General features: G+C 73.2%; 24 protein-coding genes. 11 read left to right on the plus strand and 13 right to left on the minus strand.

The genetic code is table 11. The features are described from left to right. Positions 1-3 precede the first annotated feature (3 nt). The 3 genes from abc-f to ACIP89_RS22685 form a co-directional block, all read right to left on the minus strand. Complete coding sequence (abc-f, locus tag ACIP89_RS22675; RefSeq protein WP_402116389.1) at positions 4-1,647, minus strand: ribosomal protection-like ABC-F family protein; 1,644 nt, start codon at positions 1,645-1,647, stop codon at positions 4-6. Between the two features lie 266 nt (positions 1,648-1,913). Next, a complete protein-coding gene (locus tag ACIP89_RS22680) occupies positions 1,914-2,852 on the minus strand; it encodes a M56 family metallopeptidase (protein WP_402116391.1) in 939 nt (312 codons plus the stop codon). Then, positions 2,849-3,181, minus strand: a complete 333-nt coding sequence (locus ACIP89_RS22685; RefSeq protein WP_401928557.1) for a BlaI/MecI/CopY family transcriptional regulator — start codon at positions 3,179-3,181, stop codon at positions 2,849-2,851. The genes ACIP89_RS22680 and ACIP89_RS22685 overlap by 4 nt, the downstream gene beginning before the upstream one ends. Before the next feature lie 308 nt (positions 3,182-3,489). Between ACIP89_RS22685 and ACIP89_RS22690 the strand changes: the two genes are divergently transcribed. Beyond that, entirely contained in the window at positions 3,490-4,134 is a 645-nt protein-coding gene (locus tag ACIP89_RS22690; protein WP_401928556.1) for a DedA family protein, read from the plus strand. Beyond that, entirely contained in the window at positions 4,134-4,748 is a 615-nt protein-coding gene (locus ACIP89_RS22695) for a phosphatase PAP2 family protein (RefSeq protein WP_402116392.1), read from the plus strand. The genes ACIP89_RS22690 and ACIP89_RS22695 overlap by 1 nt, the downstream gene beginning before the upstream one ends. Positions 4,749-4,859: 111 nt before the next feature. Here the strand turns inward: ACIP89_RS22695 and ACIP89_RS22700 are convergent, their stop codons facing one another. From ACIP89_RS22700 to ACIP89_RS22730, 7 genes are all read right to left on the minus strand, one after another. Continuing rightward, positions 4,860-5,180: a DUF6191 domain-containing protein gene (locus ACIP89_RS22700; protein ID WP_073737983.1), complete on the minus strand. Its 321-nt coding sequence runs from the start codon at positions 5,178-5,180 to the stop codon at positions 4,860-4,862. A 112-nt stretch (positions 5,181-5,292) separates the two neighbouring features. Then, positions 5,293-6,333, minus strand: coding sequence for an NAD(P)-dependent alcohol dehydrogenase (locus tag ACIP89_RS22705; RefSeq protein ID WP_401928197.1), 1,041 nt, complete (start codon positions 6,331-6,333; stop codon positions 5,293-5,295). 57 nt (positions 6,334-6,390) lie between these two features. Then, the gene (locus ACIP89_RS22710) at positions 6,391-7,164 is read right to left on the minus strand and encodes an SDR family NAD(P)-dependent oxidoreductase (protein ID WP_401929220.1); all 774 of its coding nucleotides are present in this window, start codon (positions 7,162-7,164) and stop codon (positions 6,391-6,393) included. Then, positions 7,161-7,832 (minus strand): TetR family transcriptional regulator, encoded by a 672-nt coding sequence (locus ACIP89_RS22715; protein ID WP_401928192.1) that lies wholly within the window; start codon positions 7,830-7,832, stop codon positions 7,161-7,163. The genes ACIP89_RS22710 and ACIP89_RS22715 overlap by 4 nt, the downstream gene beginning before the upstream one ends. 133 nt (positions 7,833-7,965) lie before the next feature. Beyond that, on the minus strand, positions 7,966-9,180 hold the full coding sequence (locus ACIP89_RS22720; protein ID WP_401928189.1) for a PP2C family protein-serine/threonine phosphatase: 1,215 nt from the start codon (positions 9,178-9,180) through the stop codon (positions 7,966-7,968). Positions 9,181-9,505: 325 nt separating this feature from the next. Then, positions 9,506-10,279, minus strand: coding sequence for a GNAT family N-acetyltransferase (locus tag ACIP89_RS22725; RefSeq protein WP_401928186.1), 774 nt, complete (start codon positions 10,277-10,279; stop codon positions 9,506-9,508). After that, positions 10,276-11,196: an NADP-dependent oxidoreductase gene (locus ACIP89_RS22730; RefSeq protein WP_401928183.1), complete on the minus strand. Its 921-nt coding sequence runs from the start codon at positions 11,194-11,196 to the stop codon at positions 10,276-10,278. Before ACIP89_RS22730 ends, ACIP89_RS22725 begins: the two co-directional genes overlap by 4 nt. 685 nt (positions 11,197-11,881) lie before the next feature. Here ACIP89_RS22730 and ACIP89_RS22735 point away from each other — a divergent pair. The 9 genes from ACIP89_RS22735 (at position 11,882) to ACIP89_RS22775 (ending at position 20,691) form a co-directional block, all read left to right on the plus strand. Then, the gene (locus tag ACIP89_RS22735) at positions 11,882-12,742 is read left to right on the plus strand and encodes an RNA polymerase sigma factor SigF (protein ID WP_402116506.1); all 861 of its coding nucleotides are present in this window, start codon (positions 11,882-11,884) and stop codon (positions 12,740-12,742) included. Between the two features lie 115 nt (positions 12,743-12,857). Further along, complete coding sequence (locus ACIP89_RS22740; RefSeq protein ID WP_402116395.1) at positions 12,858-13,748, plus strand: TetR family transcriptional regulator C-terminal domain-containing protein; 891 nt, start codon at positions 12,858-12,860, stop codon at positions 13,746-13,748. Positions 13,749-13,878: 130 nt separating this feature from the next. Then, positions 13,879-14,772 (plus strand): 3-keto-5-aminohexanoate cleavage protein, encoded by an 894-nt coding sequence (locus ACIP89_RS22745; RefSeq protein ID WP_401928179.1) that lies wholly within the window; start codon positions 13,879-13,881, stop codon positions 14,770-14,772. A gap of 51 nt (positions 14,773-14,823) precedes the next feature. Beyond that, entirely contained in the window at positions 14,824-15,870 is a 1,047-nt protein-coding gene (locus ACIP89_RS22750) for a 3-hydroxyacyl-CoA dehydrogenase NAD-binding domain-containing protein (protein WP_401929229.1), read from the plus strand. Next, positions 15,867-16,364: a thioesterase family protein gene (locus ACIP89_RS22755; protein WP_402116397.1), complete on the plus strand. Its 498-nt coding sequence runs from the start codon at positions 15,867-15,869 to the stop codon at positions 16,362-16,364. The genes ACIP89_RS22750 and ACIP89_RS22755 overlap by 4 nt, the downstream gene beginning before the upstream one ends. Before the next feature lie 271 nt (positions 16,365-16,635). Then, the gene (locus ACIP89_RS22760; RefSeq protein ID WP_401928172.1) at positions 16,636-16,728 is read left to right on the plus strand and encodes a putative leader peptide; all 93 of its coding nucleotides are present in this window, start codon (positions 16,636-16,638) and stop codon (positions 16,726-16,728) included. Positions 16,729-16,856: 128 nt separating this feature from the next. After that, positions 16,857-18,218 (plus strand): bifunctional o-acetylhomoserine/o-acetylserine sulfhydrylase, encoded by a 1,362-nt coding sequence (locus tag ACIP89_RS22765; RefSeq protein WP_389219135.1) that lies wholly within the window; start codon positions 16,857-16,859, stop codon positions 18,216-18,218. Continuing rightward, the gene (locus ACIP89_RS22770) at positions 18,215-19,435 is read left to right on the plus strand and encodes a homoserine O-acetyltransferase (RefSeq protein WP_402116507.1); all 1,221 of its coding nucleotides are present in this window, start codon (positions 18,215-18,217) and stop codon (positions 19,433-19,435) included. Before ACIP89_RS22765 ends, ACIP89_RS22770 begins: the two co-directional genes overlap by 4 nt. Then, on the plus strand, positions 19,432-20,691 hold the full coding sequence (locus ACIP89_RS22775) for a sulfite oxidase (protein WP_401928169.1): 1,260 nt from the start codon (positions 19,432-19,434) through the stop codon (positions 20,689-20,691). Before ACIP89_RS22770 ends, ACIP89_RS22775 begins: the two co-directional genes overlap by 4 nt. A gap of 52 nt (positions 20,692-20,743) precedes the next feature. On the opposite strand, the gene ACIP89_RS22780 is transcribed toward ACIP89_RS22775, so the two are convergent. The 3 genes from ACIP89_RS22780 to ACIP89_RS22790 form a co-directional block, all read right to left on the minus strand. Next, a complete protein-coding gene (locus ACIP89_RS22780) occupies positions 20,744-21,652 on the minus strand; it encodes an NAD(P)-dependent oxidoreductase (RefSeq protein ID WP_402116398.1) in 909 nt (302 codons plus the stop codon). A 56-nt stretch (positions 21,653-21,708) separates the two neighbouring features. Then, positions 21,709-22,311: an adenosylcobinamide amidohydrolase gene (locus ACIP89_RS22785; protein WP_401928164.1), complete on the minus strand. Its 603-nt coding sequence runs from the start codon at positions 22,309-22,311 to the stop codon at positions 21,709-21,711. A 171-nt stretch (positions 22,312-22,482) separates the two neighbouring features. Then, positions 22,483-23,784: an alpha/beta fold hydrolase gene (locus tag ACIP89_RS22790; RefSeq protein WP_402116399.1), complete on the minus strand. Its 1,302-nt coding sequence runs from the start codon at positions 23,782-23,784 to the stop codon at positions 22,483-22,485. Positions 23,785-23,858 lie beyond the last annotated feature (74 nt).

A 23,858-nucleotide genomic window follows, 5' to 3' on the forward strand; every position in this document is an offset into this window, starting at 1 on the left:
GGGTCAGGGGCTCCCGACGGGCGCGCCCCCGCGGAGTTCGAGCCGGTCGCCGGTGAAGCGGCCGCGGAAGCTGCGGTCGTGCGAGACGACCACGACAGCTCCCCGGTACGCCGCCAGCGCCGCTTCCAGCTCCTCCACCAGGCCGAGTGCGATGTGGTTCGTCGGCTCGTCGAGCACCAGCAGATCGGCCGGCCGGGTGACCAGCCGGGCCAGCGCCAGCCTGCGCTGCTGGCCGGCGGAGAGGCCGGCCACCGGGACGGCCAGGTCCTCGGGACGGAACAGTCCGAGGGCGAGCAGCATGTCGGTGTACTCGTCGGCGTGACCGGGGCGACCGGCCGCGAAGGCCGCCAGGAGCGTGCGGCGGGTGGGCCGGGCGGGGAGGTCCTGCGGGAGATACCCGGTCCGGGCCCGGCGGCGCACCGTGCCGCTCTCGGGGGCGAGGTCTCCCGCCAGGATCCTCAGCAGGGTCGACTTGCCGGCTCCGTTGGGCCCGGTGACCAGCAGGCGCTGCCCGGCCGCCACCCGCAGTGCGGGCACGCGCAGCCGGTTTCCCACCGAGACGGAGTCGAGCTCCACCAGTGGGCCCCGCGGCCGTTCGCCCTCGGCGGCGAGGTCCAGTCGGGCGGTGAAGCGCAGGGGCCGGGGCGGGGCGGGAACCGGGGTCCGGCGCAGCGCCTCCAGTCGGGTCCTGGCGGCTCTGACCCGCCCGGACAGCTTGGCCTCGTGCGAGCGGCGGTGTTTGCCGAAGCCCTCCCCCGGGTCGCTCCCGGTGCCGGCGAGCCGCCGGCCCGTGGCGCTCACCAGCTCTTCGGTGCGGGCCAGTTCGTCCAGCCACTCCTGATGGTCCTGCGCCCAGCGCCGCCGGGCGGCCGCCCTGGCCGTGCGGTAGCCGTCCCAGCCGTCGCCGTAGGTGACGACGCGGCGCAGGTCGCGGTCCACCTCGACGATGACGGTGGTGGTCCGCTCCAGGAACGCCCGGTCATGGGTGATCACGACGGCGGTGCCGCGGTGGGCGCGCAGCTGGTCCTCCAGCCAGGTGGTGGCCGCGAGATCGAGGTGGTTGGTCGGTTCGTCGAGCAGCAGCAGTTCGGGCGCGGACGCCAGCACACAGGCGAGCGCGAGCCGGGACTGCTCGCCGCCGGAGAGCGTGCCGAGCCGGCGCTCCCTGGTGAGGTGCCCGAGTCCGAGGCCGTGCAGCGCCGCGTCGACCCGGGCGTCGGCCAGGTAGCCGCCGCGCTCCTCGTACTCGGTCAGCAGGTCTCCGTACGCGGCGAGTTGGGCGTCGTCCGGGCCGCCGGGCAGGGCGAGTGCGGCTTCGGCGGTGCGGATCCGCCGCTCCAGCGCGCGGAGTCCGGCCAGGGCCGTGTCGACGGCGTCCTGAACCGTGTGGGCGGGATCCAGCGCGAGTGTCTGGGAGAGGTAACCGGTGCCGCCCGGGAAGCGGACGGTGATTTCGCCGCTGTCCGGTGTCTCGGCGTCGGCCAGCAGCCGCAGGAGTGTGGATTTGCCGGAGCCGTTCTCACCGATGACCCCGACGCGGTCGCCGGGGCGGACGGTGAGGGACACCTGGTCGAGGACGGTGCGGTCTCCGTACGCCTTGGAGACGTCCTTCATGGCCAGTTGGGCGCGGTCGTGCTTGGGGGACATGGGTCGCTCTCCCTCGGATGACATGCCTCTGCGGCCCGTGAGCGGGCGCGGCGGGCGGGGATGCCGAACGGACGGAGGGGCGGTGCCACGGGGGTGGCCCGTACGGGCCGGCAGCGACGCTCGGCGTCGCGCGGGGTGGCGCCCCGGGCCGGTATCAGCGGAAGAAGTAGTACGAACCCATGGGCGTCAGTGTATGCACGGGGCGCTTGGCTGTCAGGCGGCTTTTCGCCGGTCATGGCCTGACCACGGCCGGCCCTCGGCAGCGGCTACGGGGTCTCGCCCTGGGCGGTCTCGATGCTGCTGTGCAGGTCGTGCGTCGCGTCGAGGGCGGCCGCTCCCGAGACGGCCAGGCAGGCGATCAGGGTCGCGGCTGCGGCGCGGCCGATGCGCGGGTGCCCGGCGGTCCGGCCGAGCAGAGCGGCGACCCGGCGCGGGACGGGGCCGGCCGCCGCCGCGAGGGCCGGGGCGGGGCGGGGAGCGGCGGTTCCTCCGGCCGTCCGCGCGGCCAGGGCGGCGCGCCCGATGGCGCGGGCGGCGACTGAGCGGTCCCCGACGGCTTGCGCGGCGGCCTCGTCGGCGCAGCGTTCCAGGGCGTATCCCATGGGTGCCCGCAGGGCGCGGAGCGCCGGGTGGCAGCGGGCGGACAGCTCGGCGGCCACGAGGTACAGGTGGTGGCGCCCGGTGAGGTGCGCGCGCTCATGGGCCAGGAGGGCATCCCGTTCGACGGGATCCAGGGCGTGCAGCATCCCGGTGGTGACGACGATCCGGCCGGGTCTGCCGGGCCGTCCGGGCAGCGCGTAGGCGTCGGGCCGGACGTCCCGCAGCACGGCGAGCTCGCTCCCGCCGTCCGGTTCCTGGCCGGAGTCACGGTGGAGCTGGGCCCAGTGCCTGCGCGCGGCCCGGGTCGCGGTTGCGGCGCAGCCCAGGAGCAGCGCGAGTGCGGCGGCCGCGAGCGGGACGGCCAGGGCGGGTTCGGCGGCGGCGAGCGGGCGTACGAACTCTCCGGCGGCGGCGACGGCGGACAGCCGGGCGGCGCCGGGCACCACCAGCAGGGCCAGCGCGCACACGGTGCACAGGGCCAGGCCCGCGCCCGTCGCCACGAGCAGCACAACGGCCCGCCGGGGCGACAGCGCGTCCGCGAGCCGCCGGGCCGCCGGAACGGCCAGGAACGGCACCAGCAGCGGAATCCAGACGGCGTAGATCATCCGGCGTCCCCGTCGAGCAGTTCGCGCAGGAGCCGCTCGTCCTCGTCACTGAGCTGCGAGACGAAGCGAGCCAGTACGGTCCCGCGGTCCTCGTCCTTGCGCAGTTCGCTGTGCATCCGGCGGGCGGTCAGTCCGGCGGCGTCCTCCGTGGGGGTGTAGGCGAATCCACGTCCGGACCTGGTGCGGGCGACCGTGCCCTTCTCATGGAGCCGGGACAGGATGGTGGTGACGGTGGTCCGTGCGAGTTCCGCCCCGATCGCCCCCTGCACCTGACCGGCGGTGAGCGGTGCGTCCGCCGCCCAGAGGGCCGCCAGGATCGCGGATTCCAGCTCACCGGACGGGCGCCGCTCGACCGGGACCTGACCCGGTTCCGGTGCCTGACCCTCGTCCGGCGCCTGCGGGGCGGGCCGCCGCCGGGCCCGGGGCGTCTTCCCGGTGTCCGGTCCTTCGTGCGGCCGGGGGGCGGATTCTCCGCCGGATATTCCGTTCACCTGTGGCATGGGAACTCTCCTCCCCCTTCGGGCGTCTACAGTGATGTAGACCGTCTACATCACTGTAGTCAGTCCGGGTGTTCCACCGGACACCCGCTCACCATTATGGGAGACCCTCCACCGTGTCCGTACTCTCACTGGCGGCCATGCCGCAAGCGGTGAACCTGCTGGATGCCGGTTCGCTGCTCGGCACGTTCGGCGCGCTCGGCGTCGCCGTCGTGCTCTTCGCCGAGACGGGGCTGCTCGTCGGCTTCTTCCTGCCCGGCGATTCCCTGCTGTTCACGGCGGGCCTGCTGAGCGTCGACGGTGCCCACGGCCCGGTCGGGCTGTCGCTGCCGCAGGTGCTGCTCGCGGCGGTGGCCGGAGCGCTGCTCGGCGCCCAGACGGGCTACTGGCTCGGCCGCCGGGGCGGGCGGGCGCTGCTCGCCCGCCGCCGCTCCGGCCGGCTGCGCGAGGGCGCCGACCGCGCCGCGGAGCTGCTCGCCAGATACGGCCACGCCCGCGCGATCGTGCTGGCCCGCTTCGTCCCCGTCGTACGCACGGTGCTCAATCCGTTGGCCGGCGCGCTCGACGTCCCGGCCAGGGTGTTCGCCCTGTGGCAGGTCATCGGTGGCGTGGTCTGGACGGCCGGGCTGGTCCTCGCCGGATACGCGCTGGGGTCCTCGGTCCCGAACGTCGACCGCTACCTGCTGCCGATCGTCGCCCTCGTGGTCGTGGTCTCCCTCGTCCCGCTCGCCGCCGAACTGCTCCGCTCCCGCAACCGGAACACCGCCGAAGGAGACAACAGCTGATGCCGCTCGCCTCCGCGGCCACCTCGATCGACGGTGGGCTGTACACCTGGGTCACCGAGCTGGCCCAGCGCTCCCCCGCCCTCCTCGACTCGGCCGTCCGCCTCTGGTCGGACTACGGGCTCGCCCTGTTCGCGGTGCTCATGCTCGCGTCCTGGTGGCGTTCGCGGTCGTCGGACCCGGCGCGTACCGCCATGGCGCTCTGCGCCCCGCTCGTCGTCGTCGCGACGTATCTCGCCAACGACGTGGTGAAGTCCGCCTTTCACGAGCAACGCCCCTGCCGGACGCTCCATGTCGTGACGGTGGAGGCGTGCCCGGCGCTCGGCGACTGGTCCTTCCCCAGTAACCACGCCGCCATCGCCGCGGCGGCCGCGACGGCGATCTGGCTGGCCGACCGGCGGCTCGGAGCGGTCGCGGTGCCGGCCGCGCTGCTGATGGCGGCGTCCCGGGTGTGGATCGGCGCGCACTACCCGCACGACATGCTCGTCGGGCTGCTGATCGGCGCGCTGGCCGCCTGGCCGCTCACCGTCGCGGCCGGCCGGTGCGCCCCGGCGGTGGTCCGGCTGCGTGACAGCCGGCTGCGACCGCTGGTCGCGGTCGGAACAGGCCGCGTCTAACCTTCGTGGCCGCTCTGGTCCTCGTGCCGCTCCACTTCGTACCGCCCTGGTCCTCGTGCCTCTCCAGCTTCGCGCCGTCTGGCCTCGTGCCGCTCTAGCCTCCGTGTCGTTCTAGCCTTCGTGGCCGGGCATTCGGATGACGGCGAGTCCGCCGTCGAGGTCCACGGTGGAGCGGTGCGGCGGGGCACCGTCCTCCTCGTCGTCGCGGAGCAGCAGGGCGCTCTGCCGCTCCTTGAGCTCGCTCTGCTTGCCGGGCGAGAAGGTCGCGTGCAGCTGCTCGAAACCGGTCGCCGACACCTGGCCCTGCCGGGCGCTGTTGCGCCACGGCAGCAGGCCGGCCCGGCCCGCGCGAAGCATCAGCTGATCGAGGAAGGCGACGACGGTCAGACCGATCACCAGGCCGGGCAGTGTCATCATCGCGGCGAATTCCATGCGGGCAGTATCCCCCGCGTGCGGCACGGCGTGAACCCGTCCGCGCCTACGCCCCCGCGGGCCGTCGCGTGGTGCGACGGCCCGCGAGGGCGGTGCGGACGGGCTCGGAAGGTCAGCCGTTGGGGAGGATGACGGCGCGGCCGCTGATCTTGCCGTCGTGCAGCCGTTCGTACGCCAGCGGCGCCTCGTCCAGCGAGTACGTCTCGACGTGCACCTCGACCGATCCGGCATGGGCGAGATCGAGGACCTCGGCCAGCTCGGAGCGTGAACCCCAGTACGGTGCGGCGACCGTGGTGTTGAACGGCAGGGAGCCGAAGCCCACCGGCAGCGCCCCGCCGCCGATGCCCACGATCGTGACGTCGGAGTCGATGGCGGCCGCGGCGCCCGCGGTGGCCACGGTGGGCGGTGCGCCGACGAAGTCGAGGACGACCTGTGCACCGATGCCGCCGGTCAGCTCGCGGATACGCGCCGCGGCGTGCTCGTCGGACAGAACGGTCTCGTGCGCCCCGACAGTGCGGGCGAGAGCGAGCTTGTCCTCCGTGACGTCCAGGGCGATGACCCGGACGGCCGTCATGGCGCGCAGCAGCTGGATCGCCACGTGGCCGAGCCCGCCGGTGCCGATGACGACGGCGGTCGCACCGGGTACCAGCTTCGGCAGGGAGCGCTTGATCGCGTGGTACGGGGTGAGGCCGGCGTCGGTGAGGGGCACGGCCTGGACCGGGTCGAGGTCTCCCAGGGGCACCAGGTGGCGCGGATCGTCGACGATCATGTACTCGGCCATGGCGCCGGGCGAGCCGAGACCGGGCGGGTTGATGCCGAGCTCCTTGGCGCGCAGGCAGTAGTTCTCCTTGCCCTCGGCGCACTTGACGCACGTCCCGCAGCCCCAGGGGCCGTAGACGGCCACCGAGTCGCCGACGGTGAGTCCGTCGACCCCTTCGCCGAGTGCGGCGATGGTCCCGACGCCCTCGTGTCCGAGGGTGAGCGGCAGCGGGAACGTCAGCTGCTCGGCGGGCCAGCTCATCACCGCGATGTCCGAGTGGCACACACCCGCGGCGGTGACCTTCAGCAGAACCTGGCCGGGGCCGGGTTCCGGGTCCGGCACGGTGACGACCTCCGGCGCGGCGCCGACGGTACGGTACTGAACGGCTTTCATGGGTCCTCCTTGACCTCTGCTGTTCTATTTGTCACCCCCGAAGCCCCCGTGCGCCATTCAGGAGGCGGAGTATCCGCCGTCCACCAGGTGGTAGCTGCCGTGGATGAACGAGGCGCGGTCGGAGAGCAGGAAGGCGGCGAGCTCCGCCACCTCCTGCGCGGTGCCGAGGCGGCCGGCCGGGTGCAGCGAGATGAGGTGGTCGCGGGCAGGGCCGTCCGTGTTGCGCAGCAGCGGGGTGTCGATGAAGCCGGGGCCGACCGCGTTGACGCGGACGTTCTGTGCCGCGTACTCCAGTGCCGCCGTCTTGGTGAGGCCGACGACTCCGTGCTTGGCGGCGACGTACGCGGGCGATCCGGCGAAGCCGTTGGTGCCGAGGATCGACGACATGTTGACGATGGCGCCACCGCCGGCGGCGACGATCGCGGGAAGCTCGTAGCGCATCGAGTAGAAGACGCCGCTGAGGTTGGTGGCGACGACCCGGTTCCAGTCCTCGACGGCGTAGTCGCCGGTCGGGCTGCTCGGGCCGCCGATCCCCGCGTTGTTCACCGCGAGGTGAAGGGCTCCGAAGGTGTCGACGGCGAACCGTACGCCCGCTTCGACGGAGGCGGGGTCTGTGACGTCCATGGCGACGGCTGCGGCCTCGGCCCCGGTGTTCTTGAGTGCGGCGACCGCCTTGCGGGCGCTCTCCTCGTCGTAGTCGGCCACGACCACGGACGCGCCCGCGTCGGCCAGCCGGTGGGCGAGGGCCAGTCCGATGCCGGAGGCCCCTCCGGTGACGAGGGCCGTGCGTCCGGCGAATTCCTGCTCGGTGGTGGCGGGGGTGGTGCTCATGATGTTCCGTTTCCTTCCGTGGTGCTGTGTGACGCCGGTCCGGCGGGGAGCTGTGCGAACAGTTCCGCCGAAAGGGCGTCGAATGCCTGCTCGACGAGCCGGGGCAGCTCCTCGGGGCAGCTGCCGCGGACCCAGGCGGCCTGGGCGGCGAGGAGCGCCCCCGCTCCGGCCGCGACCGTGACGGCGGGACGGAGGTCCTGCCGCGGGTCGGTGCCCAGCCGCTGCGCGACGATGGCGACCGAGTCCTCCTGGGCGTCCACCCGGATGTGGTGGAACGCCGCGTAGAGGGTCGGCTCCCGCTCGGCGAGGACCAGCAGTTCGAAGATCCTCGGGCGGCGGTGCCAGGCCTCCGCCCCGGGATCCTCCAGCCAGTCCAGGACGGCCCGGCGGTAGGCGGTGAGCGGCGGTTCCCCGGCGGGACGGGCCCGCAGGGCCTCGTTGATCCGGTCGCCGTCGCCCCGGACCGAGTCCAGTACGGCGGCTTCCTTGCTGGTGAAGTAGCGGCTGAAGGTACGGCGGTCGACATCCGCGTGTTCCGCGATCTCCTCGACCGTCACTTCCCTCAGACCCCGGTCGAGCACCAGCTCGAACGCGGCCTGGGCCAGTGTGTCCCGGGTCCGGCGGGCCTTGCGGCTCCGCCTCTCCGGGGGCTTCCGTTCCCGGTTCATATCTGCACCGTACACCCGATAATGTCCCGGTGCGACAAATGCCCCTCCGGGACATCCGAAGGGGCTGCGGCGAGGACGCGGGACAGGCGTTACGGGCCGGTGGACCGGTGGCATGGGGGCATGGGGGCCGGCCCTACCGCCCGCTGAACGCCTCCGCGGCCCGCCGGGCTCCGTCGTCGGCCGCCTCGGGAGGACGGTGGGTACCCGACGACGTGGCGCGCAACGTGATCGCCGCGATGTCGTCGCGCCGCACGCCGCCGGAGAAGGCCTCCAGGTCCGCGTGGAGCGTGTCCAGCAGCTCGCGGGGGCCGAGCCGGGTCCAGTGGCTCAGGCGTGCGTCCAGCGGGTAGAAGGCTCCCGAGGCGTCACGGGCCTCGGTCACTCCGTCGGTGAACATCAGGAGCGTCGCGCCGGGCGGGAAGTCCAGCCACTCGGCGACCCGCGCCTCGTTGCCCAGCTCCGCCATACCCAGCGGCACCGACGTACGGCGCAGCGGAACGACGGCCGCCACCCCCTCGTGCAGCATCCGGGGCGGCAGGTGGCCGCAGTTGACGGCTTGTATCCGGCCGCCGCCGTCGAGGCCGAGCACCAGCGCGGTGACGAAGCGCTCCGTCTCGCCGGTCTGCGCGGAGAAGGCGTTGTGCCGGGCGACCGCGTCCTCGACCGCGTCCACCACACCGGTCAGGGCGGGCTCACGGATGGCTGCCTCCCGGAACGCGCCGAGCGCGGCGAAGCCCACCCCTATGGCGGCGAGGCCCTTCCCCTGCACGTCACCGATGATGACGCGGGTGCCGTACGGGGACTGGACGATCTCGTAGATGTCGCCGCCGACCAGGTGGTCCTCCTCGATCGGCGCGTAGATGCCGTCCACCAGGACCTGGTCGGTCAGCACGGGCAGCGGGCGCAGGATCTGGCGCTGAAGGGTGACGGCCGCGGACCGCAGCCTGGCGATCGCGCTGACGTGCCGGATCCTGCGCGTACAGGCGGCGACGCCGAGCGCACAGGCCAGCACGGTGAAGCAGACGCCGCTCGCCAGGTCCCAGAACGTGCCCCCCGACACCAGCCGCGAGATGACGACGACGGGCATGATCCAGAGCGCCGCGGCGACGGTCTGCCGGACCGTGCAGAAGACGGAGACAAGTGCGGGCACGACGACCAGCAGGGGGATCAGCTGCAGGTCATCGCCGGTCAGGACGTCGAGGCACACCACAGCGAGGGAGAGCAGGGCCAGCCCGCCCATCAGAACCGGGGTGCTGAACCGGGCCGCGACGGCGGCCCGCTCCCCGGCATCGGCCACCAGTGGCTCCACGCTGTGCGCCATCGCCGGACGCCGCACCCCGATCGTCACTGTGTCCTCTCCTCCCGCAGGCGCCGGGCACGCCCCGGCAGTCAACTCCAGTCCACCTGGGTCTGGGGCATCGGCGCAGGGGGCTTTCGGCCTTTTGAGCCACGCCGAAGGTCACGCGACACCGGACGGCGGCGCTCTTCGGGCCGGAAGACCCGGACGGAAGACCCGGACGGACGTCCCGGACATGACGCCCGGAGACGCGTCCGTCCGGGATGCCGGGGTTCCCTCTGTCCGGGATGCCGGGGACAAGCGTCCGTCCGGGATACCGGGGCCCCTCCGTCCGGGACACCGAAGATCAGCGTCCGTCCGGGACGCCGGGGAGGGATCAGCCGCGGGCCACCGCGTTCGCTTCTGCCGTCTCACCCCGGGCCGGACGGACCGGACGGGGAGTCTCGGCGCCGGGGACGAGCGCGGCCAGGAAGGCCGTTCGCCGGCGGAGCCGGAATCCGAGGGACTCGTAGAGCCGCACGGCATGGACGTTGTCCGCCGCGGCGTGCAGGAACGGCGTTTCGCCGCGTTCCCGGATCTCGTGGGAGACCGCGAGCAGCAGCCGGGTGGCGAGACCCTGGCCCCGGACGGACTCGTCGGTGCAGACCGCGCTGATCTCGCTCCAGCCGGGCGGGTGCAGCCGTTCCCCGGCCATCGCCACCAGCGCCCCCTCGCGCCGGATTCCGAGATAGGTGCCGAGCTCGATGGTGCGGGGCAGGAACGGTCCCGGCCGGGTGCGTGCCACCAGGTCGAGCATCTCGGGCACGTCGGCCGGTCCGAGCCGGACCGCCTCCGGGTCCGGGGCGGCCGCGACGCCGTCGTCGACGAGCTGGACGCCCTCGGCGTGGAAGGTCCGCTCCCAGTCGTCCGGCGGCGGCTCCCGGAAGGCGGTGATGGTGATCTCTCCGCCCGGACCGGCGAGCGCCGCGGCGTCGGCCCAGTCCGCCGGCCCCGGCCGGTCCGGAAGCGCGACCCAGGGGGTGACGGCGGCCGGGTAGCGCAGGACGCGGCCGCGGCGTTCCGCGAAACGGGCGTGCGGCCCGGTCAGCGAGGAGCCGACCGGGTCGTCCAGCGGATGGCCGCCGCCGGACAGTGGCTGCCGCGTGCTCACGCGGTCACCTCGATCACGGTCTTCCCCCGGGCGTGGCCACTCTCCACGGCCCGCAGCGCCTCGCCCGCCTCGCTCAGCGGGTAGGTCCGGGTGACATGGGTCCGCAGGGCTCCGGCGACGACGAGGTCCGCGACCTCGGCAAGGACCGCAGAGGTACGGGCCCGCACCACCGCGGCGCCCCCCAGCTCCACCGCGAGCGCTTTGTCGGCGGCGCTGATGAGCGCGGCGGGATCGGCGAGCAGCGAGGCGGCCTCCCGCAGGGTGTCCCCGCCGACCAGGTCGAAGACCGCGTCTACGCCGTCGGGGGCCGCCGCCCGTACCCGGTCGGCGAGCGAGGCGCCGGATTCCACGTGGACCGCGCCGAGCGACTCGACGAAGTCCTTCTTGGCCGCGCCCGCCACCGCGACGACCCTGACGCCCGCGTGGTGTGCGAGCTGGACCGCGGCGTTTCCGACGCCGCCTCCCGCGCCGGTGACCAGCAGCGTCGAGCCGGGGGCGGGAGCGAGCTGGCGCAGCCCGTCGTAGGCGGTGGCGGCCGCGACCGGGAGCGCCGCCGCGTCGGTGAACGACAGCCCGGCCGGCTTGGGCGCGGTCACCGCCACGGGCAGCAGCGTGTACTCGGCGTACCCGCCGGTCACCGGAGTGCCGAACACCTCGTCGCCGGGCGCAAACCCTTCGACGTCCGGGCCGACCGCCACGACGACCCCGGCGGCCTCGCTGCCGAGGACGGTGGGGAACGGCTGCGGTTCGCTGCCGGGCCGGGTGTATCCCGTGCGCAGCTTCCAGTCGACCGGGTTGACGCCCGCCGCCCGTACGGCGATGAGCAGCTCCCCGGGACCGGGTACCGGGGCCTCCTGCTCGACGAGGGCCTCCACCTCCGGCCCGCCGTTGCGGGTGAACACGTACGCCTTCGGCATGAGCTCCCTCTCCTGTTTCCCACGGCTGTTCGCCACGGCTGTTCGCCACGGCACCGGCCACCCGGACGGTGCCCTCAGCAGCAGGAAGGCTCTCCCGGGTGCGGGTATTCCCAGGGAGGCGCCGGGTTCACGGAGCCGTGACACGACACCGCCGTCCGCCCGCTGACCGATTCCCGCCAGTCGGGTCGCGGCCGCTCTCCGCTCCCCCACCGCAGGTCATCCGCGCGAGCGCGGCCATCGGCCCGAGACCGCGAGCCGGGGCACCGTCGATTTCGACTCAACTACCGCTGGATATGCGCCGGTCGGTGCCCATTGCGCCCGGGGCTGTGGCACTCTGGTGACGACCGCCCCACCGGGCTCCCCCGTACCGGTGGGGCGGTTCTGCTGCCGATTCCGTTGTCCTGAACGGACATGACGAGGGATCACGTCGATTCCCGGTCATTGACCGGCTGTGACCTGATCAACTCTCAGCCGCCCGCATGGGCGGGCTCTCCGCGGGCATACGCCTACACCTCATGGCCTACGAGCAGGGGAGCGTGACGAGATGACGGCGCACACTGCGCAGACCGCCGGTTCGGAGCGAGCGGAGAGTGCACGGTCGACGGCGGCGGGAGCCCCTGCCGCGACAACGGCGGCAGCCGCCGCGGTCATGGTGGACACCACCGGCATGACAGGTGTGACGGACATGCCCGACGGCGGGAACGCCGCGGACGCCCTGGGTGCCGCGGACGGCCTTCCGTGGATCGAGGACACCGGCAAGATCGCCCCCAAGGACGCGCGGGCGCTGTCGAAGCTGTTCTTCGACCGGCTCCAGGTCCTGGAGGAGGGCACCGCCGCCCATCAGTACGCGCGCAACACGCTCATCGAGATGAACCTCTCGCTCGTCCGGTTCGCCGCGGGCCGGTTCCGCAACCGCGGCAGCGGCGACATGGAGGACATCGTCCAGGTCGGCACGATCGGGCTGATCAAGGCGATCGACCGGTTCGACCTGTCCCGCGAGGTCGAGTTCACCTCCTTCGCGGTCCCGTACATCGTCGGGGAGATCAAGCGGTTCTTCCGCGACACCACCTGGGCGGTCCATGTGCCGCGCCGGCTCCAGGAGCTGCGCGTGGACATCGCCAAGGCGAAGGAGAGCCTGGCCACGGAGCTCGACCGGGAACCCACGGTCCAGGAGCTGGCCGGACACCTGGGGATCACGCAGGAGGAGGTGGCCGAGGGGATCGTCGCGGCCAACGGATACACGGCGGGGTCCCTGGACATGCCGACCGACGCGACGGACACGGGCCGCAACGGCACTGCGGGGCGCACCTTCGCCGACGCGCTGGGCGAGGCGGACCCCGCCATCGAGACGGTGGAGAACCTGCAGACGCTGGCGCCGCTGCTCGGTGACCTGGACGCACGCGAGCACCGGATCATCGAGATGCGTTTCGGCCAGGAGCTGACGCAGTCGCAGATCGGCACCGAACTCGGCATCTCGCAGATGCACGTCTCGCGTCTGATCAGCCGGATTCTGGACAAGCTCCGCACCGGGATGCTCGTCGACTAATGAGCGACGAATGTGCTGACTGATGCATCAGTCAGCACCTCAATGCACACCCGTTCACGGCATTGACCCCGCCTGATGTTGAGATCCTCTCAACACATGGGTAACGTGGCCGACCATGCAGCACGATGAGGCGGCCGAGCGGGTCCGGCAGGTGATCCGGGATGCCGGAGTGAGTCAGCGCGAGTTCGCGCGGCGGATGGTCATCGATCCGTCGAAGCTCTCGCGCTCGCTCGGCGGCACCCGCCGCTTCACCACGGCCGAGCTGGCCCGGGTGGCCGACATCGCCGGGGTCGACGCCGGATGGCTGCTCGGGACGCGTCCGGAGCAGGGCACGGCGCCCTCTCGGCAGACCGGGTCCCCGGTGCCGGCCGCCCGCCCCCGGCGTATCCGGAACGCCGCCGCCGACCGGTCGGCGGCGGACAGCGGCAGACCGCTCCAGATCGTCCGGCAGACCGTCCGGCTGATCGCGGAGCACGGATTCCATTCCGTACGGGTCTCCGACATCGCGGACGCCTGCGGAACCAGTACCGCCGCCATCCACTACCACTTCCCCGGGCGTGACGAGCTGCTGGAGGCGGCCGCCCGCTGGTGCATGGACGAGGACACCGCCAGACGCGCCGCTGGGACCGCGGACACGCAGCATGCCGGCGACGAACTCCGCCTGCTGATCGAACTCCAGACCCCGTACACCCCGCAGCAGCGCCGCCAGTGGAGCGTCTGGCTCGACCTGTGGGCCGAGGCGGCGCGCTCCACCGCGGTCGGTGAACTCCATGTGGAGTACTACCGGCAGTGGCGGGCCACGGTCGCGGAGGTGATCGGGCGCGGCGTCGCCCAGGAGGTCTTCCGGCCGGTCGATCCGGAGTCCGCCGCCGTCGGCCTCACCGCCCTCATCGACGGACTGGCCACCCAGGTCCTCGCCACGAAACCGGGGGAACCGGGCACCAGTGCCGAGGACATGCACGGTGCGCTGCTCCGCTATGTGGACGCGACCCTGACCGCAGACTGACCCCCGCCCGCCCCGCGCCACCACTCGATACGGCGGACCCCACGTCAGCACATCCCCGCCTCAGCAGACCTCCAGCTCAGCAGAGCCCCACCGGGTTCAGCAGACCCATCGAATCAGGAGCCGCTTCCGCATGCCCGTAAACCAGGACGTCATCATCACGTGTGCCCTCACCGGAGCCGGTGACACGGTCCGCAAGAGCCCCCATGTGCCCGTCACTCCCGAGCAGATCGCCCGTTCCGCCGTCGAGGCGGCCGGGGCCGGCGCGGCTGTCGTGCACATCCACGTCCGCGAGCCGGAGACCGGTGCGCCCTCCCGCGATCCGCGCCTGTACCGGGAGGTCGTCGAGCGGATCAAGGAGACCGGAACCGATGTCGTCATCAATCTGACCGCCGGCATGGGCGGCGATCTGGTGATCGACCCCGACGCCCCGCTGCGGCAGCTGCCGGGCACCGACCTGGTCGGCGGGCTGGAACGCCTCCCCCACGTCGAGGACCTGCTGCCGGACATCTGCACCCTCGACTGCGGCTCCCTGAACTTCGGCGACGGCAGCAATCTGTACGTCTCCACCCCGGACATGCTCCGGGCGGGTGCCCGCCGAATCCAGGAGCTGGGCGTACGCCCGGAGCTGGAGATCTTCGACACCGGGCAGCTGTGGTTCGCCAAGCAGCTCCTCGCCGAGGGGCTGCTCGACGCCCCGACCGTCTTCCAGCTCTGCATGGGCGTCCCGTGGGGCGCCCCCGCCGATCCCGGCGTGCTCCAGTCGATGGTGAACATGCTGCCCGAGGGCGCGCAGTGGGCGAGCTTCGCGCTGGGCCGGATGCAGATGCCGTGGGTCGCGCAGTCGATCCTCCTCGGCGGCCATGTACGGGTCGGTCTTGAGGACAACCTGTACCTCGGCAAGGGCGTCAAGGCCACCAACGCCCAGCTGGTCGAGCGCGCCGTGCGGATCACCGAGTCGCTGGGCTCCCGGGTCGCCACCCCGGACGAGGCCCGTCAGCGGCTCGGGCTCAAGCCCCGCGGCTGACACCCGTCCCGGCCGCCACCCGCTCCCCCACCCGTTCTGGAGAACCGCACGATGAACGCCGCACAGCCCGCACAGCCCCCGCGAACCACCGGGCCCGCGAACGCTGTTCAGCCCGAACCGGCCACCCCCGCCCCCTGCGCCCCCGAGGACGTACGCCGCGTGGCGTGCGTGGGCGCCGGAGTGATCGGCGGCGGCTGGGTCGCGCACTTCCTGGCCCGTGGCTACGACGTCACCGCCTGGGACCCGGCCCCCGAGGCCGAGGAGAAGCTCCGCCGGCTGGTGGATGCCGCCTGGCCCGCGCTGGAGCAGCTCGGCCTCGCGGAAGGGGCGTCGCCGGACCGGCTCACGGTCGTGCCGACGCTCGAAGAAGCCGTGGCCGAAGCCCAGTTCGTCCAGGAGAGCGCTCCGGAGAAGCTGGAGCTCAAGCGGGACCTGCTGGCCCGCCTCGACGCCGCCGCGCCTCCGGGGGTCGTGATCGCGTCCTCGACGTCCGGCTATCCGATGACCGACATGCAGACCCGGGCCGCGGGCGCTGCCCGGCTGGTCGTGGGGCACCCGTTCAACCCGCCGTATCTGATCCCGCTGGTCGAGGTGGTGGGCGGCGAGCTGACCGCACCGTCCGCGGTCGGCTGGGCGTCCCGGTTCTACGAGGTCGCGGGCAAGTCCGTGATCACGATGGAGCGCGAGGTCCCCGGGTTCATCGCGAACCGCCTCCAGGAGGCGCTGTGGCGCGAGGCGCTGCACATGGTCGCCAACGGCGAGGCGACGGTGGCGGAGATCGACGCCTCCATCACCGAGGGACCCGGACTGCGCTGGGCCTGCATGGGGCCGATGCTGACCTTCGCGCTCGCGGGCGGCGAGGGCGGCATGGCGCACATGCTGGACCACTTCGGCCCCTCCCTCAAGGCCCCGTGGACCCGGCTCGAAGCCCCCGAACTGGACCGGGAGCTGTACGACGCGGTGGTGCGCGGCTGCGACGAAGCGGCGGGCGGCCGCAGCATCGCGGATCTGGTGGCCGAACGCGACCGCGGCGTCATCGCAGTCCTGCGCGCCACCGGCCGGCTCGCCGGGCGGGGCACAGAGGAGGCGGCCGAGTGACCGCGCTGCCGCTGCACCGGGAGACCGTACGCCCGGAGTGGATCGACTACAACGGCCATATGAGCGAGGCGTTCTACGTACTCGTCTTCGGTTTCGCGACCGACCGGATGATGATCGAAACCGGTCTGGACTCCGAGTACCGGGAGAGCACCGGCTGTTCGCTGTACACGGTCGAGTCCCATATCCGCTATCTGCGCGACGTCTCGGAGGGTGACCGGCTCGCCGTCCGGACCCGGGTGCTCGGTGCCGACGCGAAGAAGACCCGGTTCAGCCATGAGCTGTACGTGCTCGGGCCCGACGCACCGGACGACGCCGAACCGGCCCCGGACGCCGAGCCCGTGGCGACGAGCGAACTGCTCGCCCTCCATGTGGACCAGCGGGCCGGCCGTACCGCGCCCTTCCCCGACGGGGTGCGCGAGCGCCTCGTCGCCCTCACGGAGGCACCGCCCGGCTGGGCCGGCCGCTCGATCGTGGAGGTCCCCACCGCACGGTGAGCACCGGCCGCGGGCCGCGGTTGTTTCGGTCCGATGAAATCGTGCCCCGCCCCCTGCCCGGACCACCGGCTCCCCCGGTGGTCCGGGCAGTCGGCTGTCCGCCGCGCGCCCGCGCACGTCCGTGCAGGTCCGAGCAGGTCCGGCACTGGACGGGTACGGCACGCCGACGCTCCGGGCCCGCTGCCGCTCACGCCTCGAACAGTGCCCGCGGACGACTCGTCCGGGGTACCGGGCGGTTGACGCGCACCGGGCCCGCTGACACGCTCGCCGCATGCCCGCGCCCCTGCCACTCGTCTCACGTCGCCACGTCGATCTGGGGCGCCTCGCGTCCTCCGTGTGTAGCCGCCGCGCCGCGCTCCGCTGAGCAACCCAACTGCCCGGACGCACCACGGCGTTGATTCCCGCCTCAGGCCCCGCCCCGGCTTCGGCATGTCCACGGCCGGCCGCGGCGGGACCTGACCAAGCCCGCACCGAGAACCGCAGAGGAACACCATGAGCCAGCCCGTAGACTCCGTCACCGCAGGTCACACCCCCGAGGACCAGGACCGTCAGGACCCCGGCGCGGCCTGGTCGTTCGAGACCAAGCAGATCCACTCGGGGGCCGTCCCCGATCCGGCGACCGGCGCCCGTGCCGTGCCGATCTACCAGACGACGTCGTTCGTCTTCCGGGACACCCAGCACGCCGCGGACCTGTTCTCGCTGGCCGAGCCCGGCAACATCTACACCCGGATCCACAACCCGACCCAGGACGTCCTGGAGCAGCGGATCGCCGCGCTGGAAGGCGGAGTCGCCGCGGTGGCCCTCGCTTCCGGGCAGGCCGCCGAGACGCTCGCCCTGCTGACGCTGGCCGGTGCCGGAGACCACATCGTCTCGTCCACCTCGTTGTACGGAGGCACGTACAACCTGCTGCGCCACACGCTCCCCCGGTTCGGCATCGAGGTGTCGTTCGTCGACGACCCGGACGACATCGAGGCGTGGTCGGCGGCGATCCGGCCGAACACCAAGGCGCTGTTCGCGGAGACGCTGGGCAATCCGCGCGGTGACGTCCTCGACATCCGGGCGGTCGCCGACGCCGCGCACGCGGCCGGGGTGCCGCTGGTCGTCGACAACACCGTGCCCACGCCCTTCCTGCTGCGTCCGATCGAGCACGGCGCGGACGTCGTCATCCACTCGGCGACCAAGTTCCTCGGCGGGCACGGAACCACCATCGGAGGCGTGGTGGTGGACGGGGGAACGTTCGACTTCGGGGCGCACGCCGAGCGGTTCCCGGACTTCAGCTCCCCCGACCCGAGCTACCACGGTCTGCGCTACTGGCCGGACCTCGGCCCCAGCGCCTTCGCGGTCAAGCTCCGGGTGCAGCTGCTGCGCGACCTCGGCCCCGCGCTCTCGCCGCACTCCGCCTTCCTGCTGCTGCAGGGCGTGGAGACGCTGAGCCTGCGTTTGGAGCGGCACACCGCGAACGCCCTGGCGCTGGCCGAGTGGCTGGAGCGCCGGGACGAGGTGTCGGCCGTCCACTACGCCGGGCTCGAATCGAGCAAGTGGTACGAAGCGGGCCGCCGGTATCTGCCGCGTGGCGCGGGTGCGGTGCTCGCCTTCGAGCTGCGGGACGGGGTGGAGGCGGGCAAGCGGTTCGTGGACGCGGTCGAACTCTTCAGCCACCTCGCCAACATCGGTGACGTGCGCAGCCTGATCATCCACCCGGCGTCGACCACGCACAGCCAGCTGACCGAGGAGCAGCTGGCCGCCACCGGAGCGACGGCCGGGCTGGTCCGCCTCTCCGTCGGGCTGGAGAACGTGGACGACCTCAAGGCCGATCTGGAGGCCGGGTTCCGGGCCGCGAAGGCGGCGTCCTGAACCGGACGGACCCCCTCACCACGCTCCCCCTCCCGCCGGCCACCGGAGGCCGGCGGGAGGGGGATCCGCCGGGCCGTCGCTCCTGGGTCCGCCTGGACCGGGCGCTGCCGCTGGAGTCGGGCGACGAGCTGCCCGGTGTACAGCTGGCTTACGAGACCTGGGGACGCCGGGCGGCCGACGGTTCCAACGCGGTCCTGGTGCTGCACGCACTGACCGGGGACAGCCATGTGGCCGGTCCCGCGGAGCCCGGCCATCCCTCCGACGGCTGGTGGGACGCTCTGGTCGGCCCCGGCAAGGCGCTGGACACCGAGCGCTGGTTCGTCGTCGCGCCCAATGTGCTGGGCGGCTGCCAGGGCAGCACGGGTCCGTCGTCCATCGGTCCGGGCGGGGCGCGCTGGGGCGGCGGCTTCCCCCGTCTGACGGTCCGTGACCAGGTGGCGGCCGAGGCGGCGCTGGCCGACGCGCTGGGCATCGGCCGGTGGGCGGCGGTGATCGGCGGCTCGATGGGCGGCATGCGGGCGCTCGAATGGGCCGTCGGCAGGCCGGAGCGCACCGGCTCGCTGCTGCTGCTCGCGGCGCCCGCCGCGGCCTCGGCCGAGCAGATCGCCTGGGGCTCCGTGCAGATCTCGGCGATCCGCTCCGACCCCGGCTGGCGCGGCGGCCACTACCACGACGCGGCACCGGGCGAGGGGCCGCACCGGGGCCTCGGCCTGGCCCGCAGGATCGCCCACATCACCTACCGCAGCGAGCCCGAACTCGGCTCCCGGTTCGGTGGCGAGGCGCAGCCGGGTGAGCATCCACGGCACGGCGGGCGGTACCGGGTGGAGTCGTATCTCGACCATCACTCGGCCAGACTGGTGCACCGCTTCGACGCCGGCAGCTACGTCACCCTGACCGAGGCGATGAACGGGCATGACATCGGGCGCGGCCGCGGTGGTACGGCGCGGGCGCTGCGCCGTGCCTCGATGCCCGCGCTGATCGCGGGCATCGACTCCGACCGGCTCTACCCTCCCGCACAGCAGGCTGAGCTGGCCGCGCTGCTGCCCGGCGCCGACCGGGCCCGGATCGTGGAGTCGCCGCACGGCCACGACGGGTTCCTGATCGAGACGGTCCAGGTGGGTGCTCTGGTGCGGGAGTTGCTGCCGGGCCTGCCCGGATCCGGGCCGCCGGCCCCCTCAGCGCTGTATCCGTCCACTCGCCCCGGGAGTTGTCCATGAGATCCGTTCCGCCGTCCGAGGACGCCTACGACGGGATGCGGCTGCGTCAGTGGTCGCGTGGCGCCGCGCGCTCCGCCGGTATCGAACGCCGTGATCTGCTGCGCCTGGTGGCGGCCGCCTCGGCGGCCGCAGGTCTCCCGTCCCCCGCGCAGGCGGCCCCCGGGGCGGCCGGCCCCGCGCCCGGAATCGTGAAGCCGCTGCCGCCCGAGGTGTTCACGGTGCGCGGCACCAACGCCGAGACCAACTTCGCGGCGCTGCGCCCGACCGGGCTGCTCACTCCCGCCGACCGCTTCTTCGTGCGCAACCACACCACCACCCCGCGGATCGACCCGGCCGTCTGGAAGCTGACGGTGTGGGGCGACGGGCTGCGGGGCCCGGCGGTGGAGTTCACCTACGACCAACTGCGGACGCTGCCCACGGCCACCGTCACCTCGTTCGTCGAGTGCGCCGGGAACGCCCGCAGCTACTACACGACGCAGCAGGGCGAGCAGGTCAGCGGCACGGCCTGGACGCTCGGTGCGATCGGTACGGCCCGCTGGCGCGGGGTGCGGCTGGCCGATGTGCTGCGCCGCGCGGGCATCACCCGGAACGCGGTGGATGTGCTGCCGCGCGGACTGGACGACGAGGTGATCAGTGACGGGATCAACCTCGGCCGGGTCCGTCGGCCGCTGCCGGTCGCGAAGGCGCTGGACGACGTGATCCTCGCCCACGAGATGAACGGCGAACCGCTGCCGCCCGACCACGGCAGTCCGGTGCGGCTGATCGTGCCGTCCTGGGTCGGGGTCGCGAACATCAAGTGGGTCGGCGACATCGAGGTGAGCGCGTCGCCGCTGCTCTCCCCGTGGAACACCGGCCTGTACCGGCTGTTCGGCCCCGGCTATCCGCCCGAGGGCAGTGCGCCGCTGACCCGGCAGACGCTGAAGAGCGCCTTCGAGGTGGTGCCGGGCGCGTCGTTCCACGCCCGCCGGCGCCATGTGCTGACGGGCAGGTCCTGGTCGGGCGGGGCACCGGTGCGCACGGTCGAGGTCAGCACCGACGGAGGTTCGCGGTGGCGTCGCGCACGGCTGCGCGACGAGCCGCGGAGCGGAAGCTGGGTCCGCTGGTCGGCCGACTGGGTGCCCAGGGACCGTGGACCGGCCGTCCTGCTGGCGCGGGCGACGGACCGGTCGGGCCGCACCCAGCCGGAGAAGGCCGTCCCCAACACGCAGGGCTACCTCTTCGACGCCGTGGTCCGGCACGAGGTGCGGGTCGTCTGAGATGCGCCGGGGCCGGAGCAGGTCGCTCCGGCCCCGTCCGGGGCTGCCCGGCTCAGCCGCCGTCCTTCTCCGGGGCCCGTCCGGCGTAGTAGGTGGCGATCATGTCCTCGTCACCGTGCCCGGCCGCCTCGGCGCGGGCGAAGCGGGCCGCCGACGCGGCGGTCAGGTCCAGGCGTACGCCGGTCTGCCCGGCGGCGTCCAGGATGAGGCGGGTGTCCTTGAGGGCCGTGCTCAGGGCGAAGCTCGGGGTGAGGTCGCCGGACAGGACAGCGGCTGACTTGCCGTGCAGATAGCCGGAGTCGAGCGGGCCGCCCTTGACGGCGTCGAGGAACAGCTGCGGGTCCACGCCCAGCCCCTCGGCGAGGTTGAGGCACTCCGCCACGCCGCCCACCATGTTGATCACCCAGGTGTTGACCACGAGTTTCAGCCTGGAGGCGGCCCCCGGCTCCTCGGAGACCCAGACCGTGCGCTGTCCGATCGCGTCGAGCACGGGAGCCGCCACACCACGGGCGGCGGACGGGCCGGAGACGAAGACGGTCAGCGCGCCCTGTTCCGCGGGCTGCCTGGTACCGGAGACGGGTGCGTCGAGGAAGACGAGGCCCAGGTCCGCGGCTCGCTGGGCCAGCTCGACCGCGCCGTCCGGTCCGACCGTGGAGCTCTGCAGCAGGACCTGGCCCCGGTGCACCCCGTCGGACGCGGCGGTGAGCGCGGCGGCGACGGAGGTCTGGTCGTTGACCATGGTGAGGACGACATCGGCGCCGCGCACGGCGTCGGCGGCCGTGTCCGTGACGGTGGCGCCGTCAGCGGCGAGCGGCGCCGCCTTGGCCTGCGTACGGTTCCAGGCACGGACCTCAAGACCGGCCCGCAGCAGGCTCCTGGCCATGGCTGAGCCCATGATTCCGGTACCGAGTACGGCGACGACCGGCCGTTCTCCGGTGACGTCGGCTGTTGCTGATCCCATGGGGGCGCTTCCCTTCGTCGGCCGCGCCCGATCGAGGGGCGCGGCGGTTCGGATGCTCAGGATTGCCGCAGCGCGCCTTCGAGTACCGCAGCGTGCACGGCTCTGGCGAGTCGCCCGCCCCAGCGTGAGCGCGGCCCGGCGAACGGCTCGCCCGGCCCGTCGGCGGCTTCGGGCGCCGCGACGCAGACGGAGTCGGTGGGGGTGCCGGAGCAGGAGAGCCCGGCCCCCAGGAGGGCCTGGACCTTGGCCTCCGTGGCGGTCGCGACGGCGTTGACGAGCGCGGCGTCGCAGAGCGGCACGGGCAGGACGACGACGATGTTGACCGTGCCGGGCCCCGGCGGTGCCCCGGTGTCCTTGGCCGGCGCCGCCGCCCAGCCGCGCACCCCGAGGCCGCAGGTGGCGGTGGCCGTCACGTCCCCGTCCACGGCCACCGTGTACGCGGTGACATCGGCGGCCGTCATCAGTCCGGCGCCGGGCCCGGTGAGGTGTCCGGCGGCGGCGATCTCGGCCAGGTGCCGGTCCGGGTCCGTACGGGGATAGCCGCCGGGCACCTGGGCGTTGAGGATCCAGTCACGCGGGCCGATGCCGCCGCCGAGCACGGCGCTGCTGCACACCCGCCAGCCGGGTCCCAGCCGCCACACCAGATGGTGCAGGTCCACACCGTCCTCGTGCCGGGCCAGCAGCTCGGCGCGCTGTTCGGGGAGCCGGACGGGTGCGGAACGGATGGGACACCCCCGGTGGCGCGGCAGGACGGCGGTCGCCGTGTGGACCCGTAGATCATATGCGCCGGGGCGGGCCGCCCCTGAGGGTGCCCCGCCCCGCGCCCGTCCTCAGGCCTCGCCGCGGCCCATCGCGATCAGCCGGTCCAGCACGGCGGCGTCGGCCCTGACCCCGTCGTGCGCGTAGGCGTCGGTGATCCAGGTGCGCAGGCCGCGGACGGCGTCGGCGGTGGCCAGCGCGTGCTCCCGGTCGACGAACATGTCGTCGTGGTAGACGGCGGCGACGACCGGGACCTCATTGGCGGCGAGTCGCTCCAGGTCGTACAGGACCGGCCAGTCGGTGCGGGCGGCGAGCACCTCCGCGGCACCGCGCAGCGGGACGAGTGCCGGGTCCTCCTCGAACTGCCAGGGGTAGACCATCTCGCCGGTGAACCGGAGCGGGCCGCCGGCGGTCGCGTCGAAGGCCGGGAACTCCCGGCGGACCCGGTGTGCGGACCAGTCGGTGGCGCGGCCGCCCTGGGCGTAGATCGGCTCGTGGAGCGCGGCGTACAGGGGGCGTTCGGCGAAGGACACGGCGGCGTCGACACCGCGCAGAAACGTGTCGGTCAGCTCCGGTCCGTCGGCGCCCTCGGTGAAGGCGGTCTCCAGGAGGTAGTGGAGCGATTCGGACTTGGACGCGGTGCCGAACGTGATGCCGAGGGTCTGGAAGCGGCGCACGGTCAGGCGTTCGCCGGTCGGCATCCGCACGTCGTGGCTTTCCAGGTGTGCCGCGACGGCGTCGGCCAGTGCCTGGTCGCCGGGGTAGCGGTCGAAGTAGCGCTCGTTCTCGGTGAGGGTGCGGGCGTAGGCCGCGCGGTACACGTCGTCGGCGTGGCCGGTGAGCGTCGGCAGTCCGCCGGTGATGTAGGCCCGGGTGAGCCCTTCGGGGGCGAGGCTGAGATAGGTGAGGGTGGTGAAGCCGCCGAAGCTCTGGCCGAGCACGCTCCACGGCTGATCGCCCTGGAGCCGGCGGCGCAGGAGTTCGGCGTCGCGCACGATCGAGTCGGCGCGGAAGTGCGCGAGGTACCCGGCGGCCGCCGCGTGGTCCGTACCGAAACGGGCCAGGGTGCGCCGGTCGGCGGGGGTCGAGCGGCCGGTGCCGCGCTGGTCGAGGAGGACGACGCGGTACTCGGTGAGCGCGCGGCGCAGCCAGGCTCCCGCGGCGTTGGGGCGTTCGGCGCGGCCGCCGGGGCCGCCCTGGAGCCAGAGGAGCCGGGGCAGGTCCTCGTGCTCACGTCCCTCCGCGACGACTTCGCGGGCGAAGAGCGCGATGGCGGGGCCCTCGGGGTCGCCGTGGTCGAGCGGCACATCGAGGGTGTGGTCGGTGCAGACCAGGCCGCCGTGGCGGTAGGTGACGGGGGCTGGGGTGGACATGGCGCTCCTCTCACGTCGCGCATCTCGCGTCGTGTCTCTGTCGTCGCGTCTCACGCGTCTCTCGCGCCGCGTGT

This window comes from Streptomyces sp. NPDC088730 (assembly GCF_044751215.1).
Classification (GTDB): Bacteria; Actinomycetota; Actinomycetes; order Streptomycetales; family Streptomycetaceae; genus Streptomyces.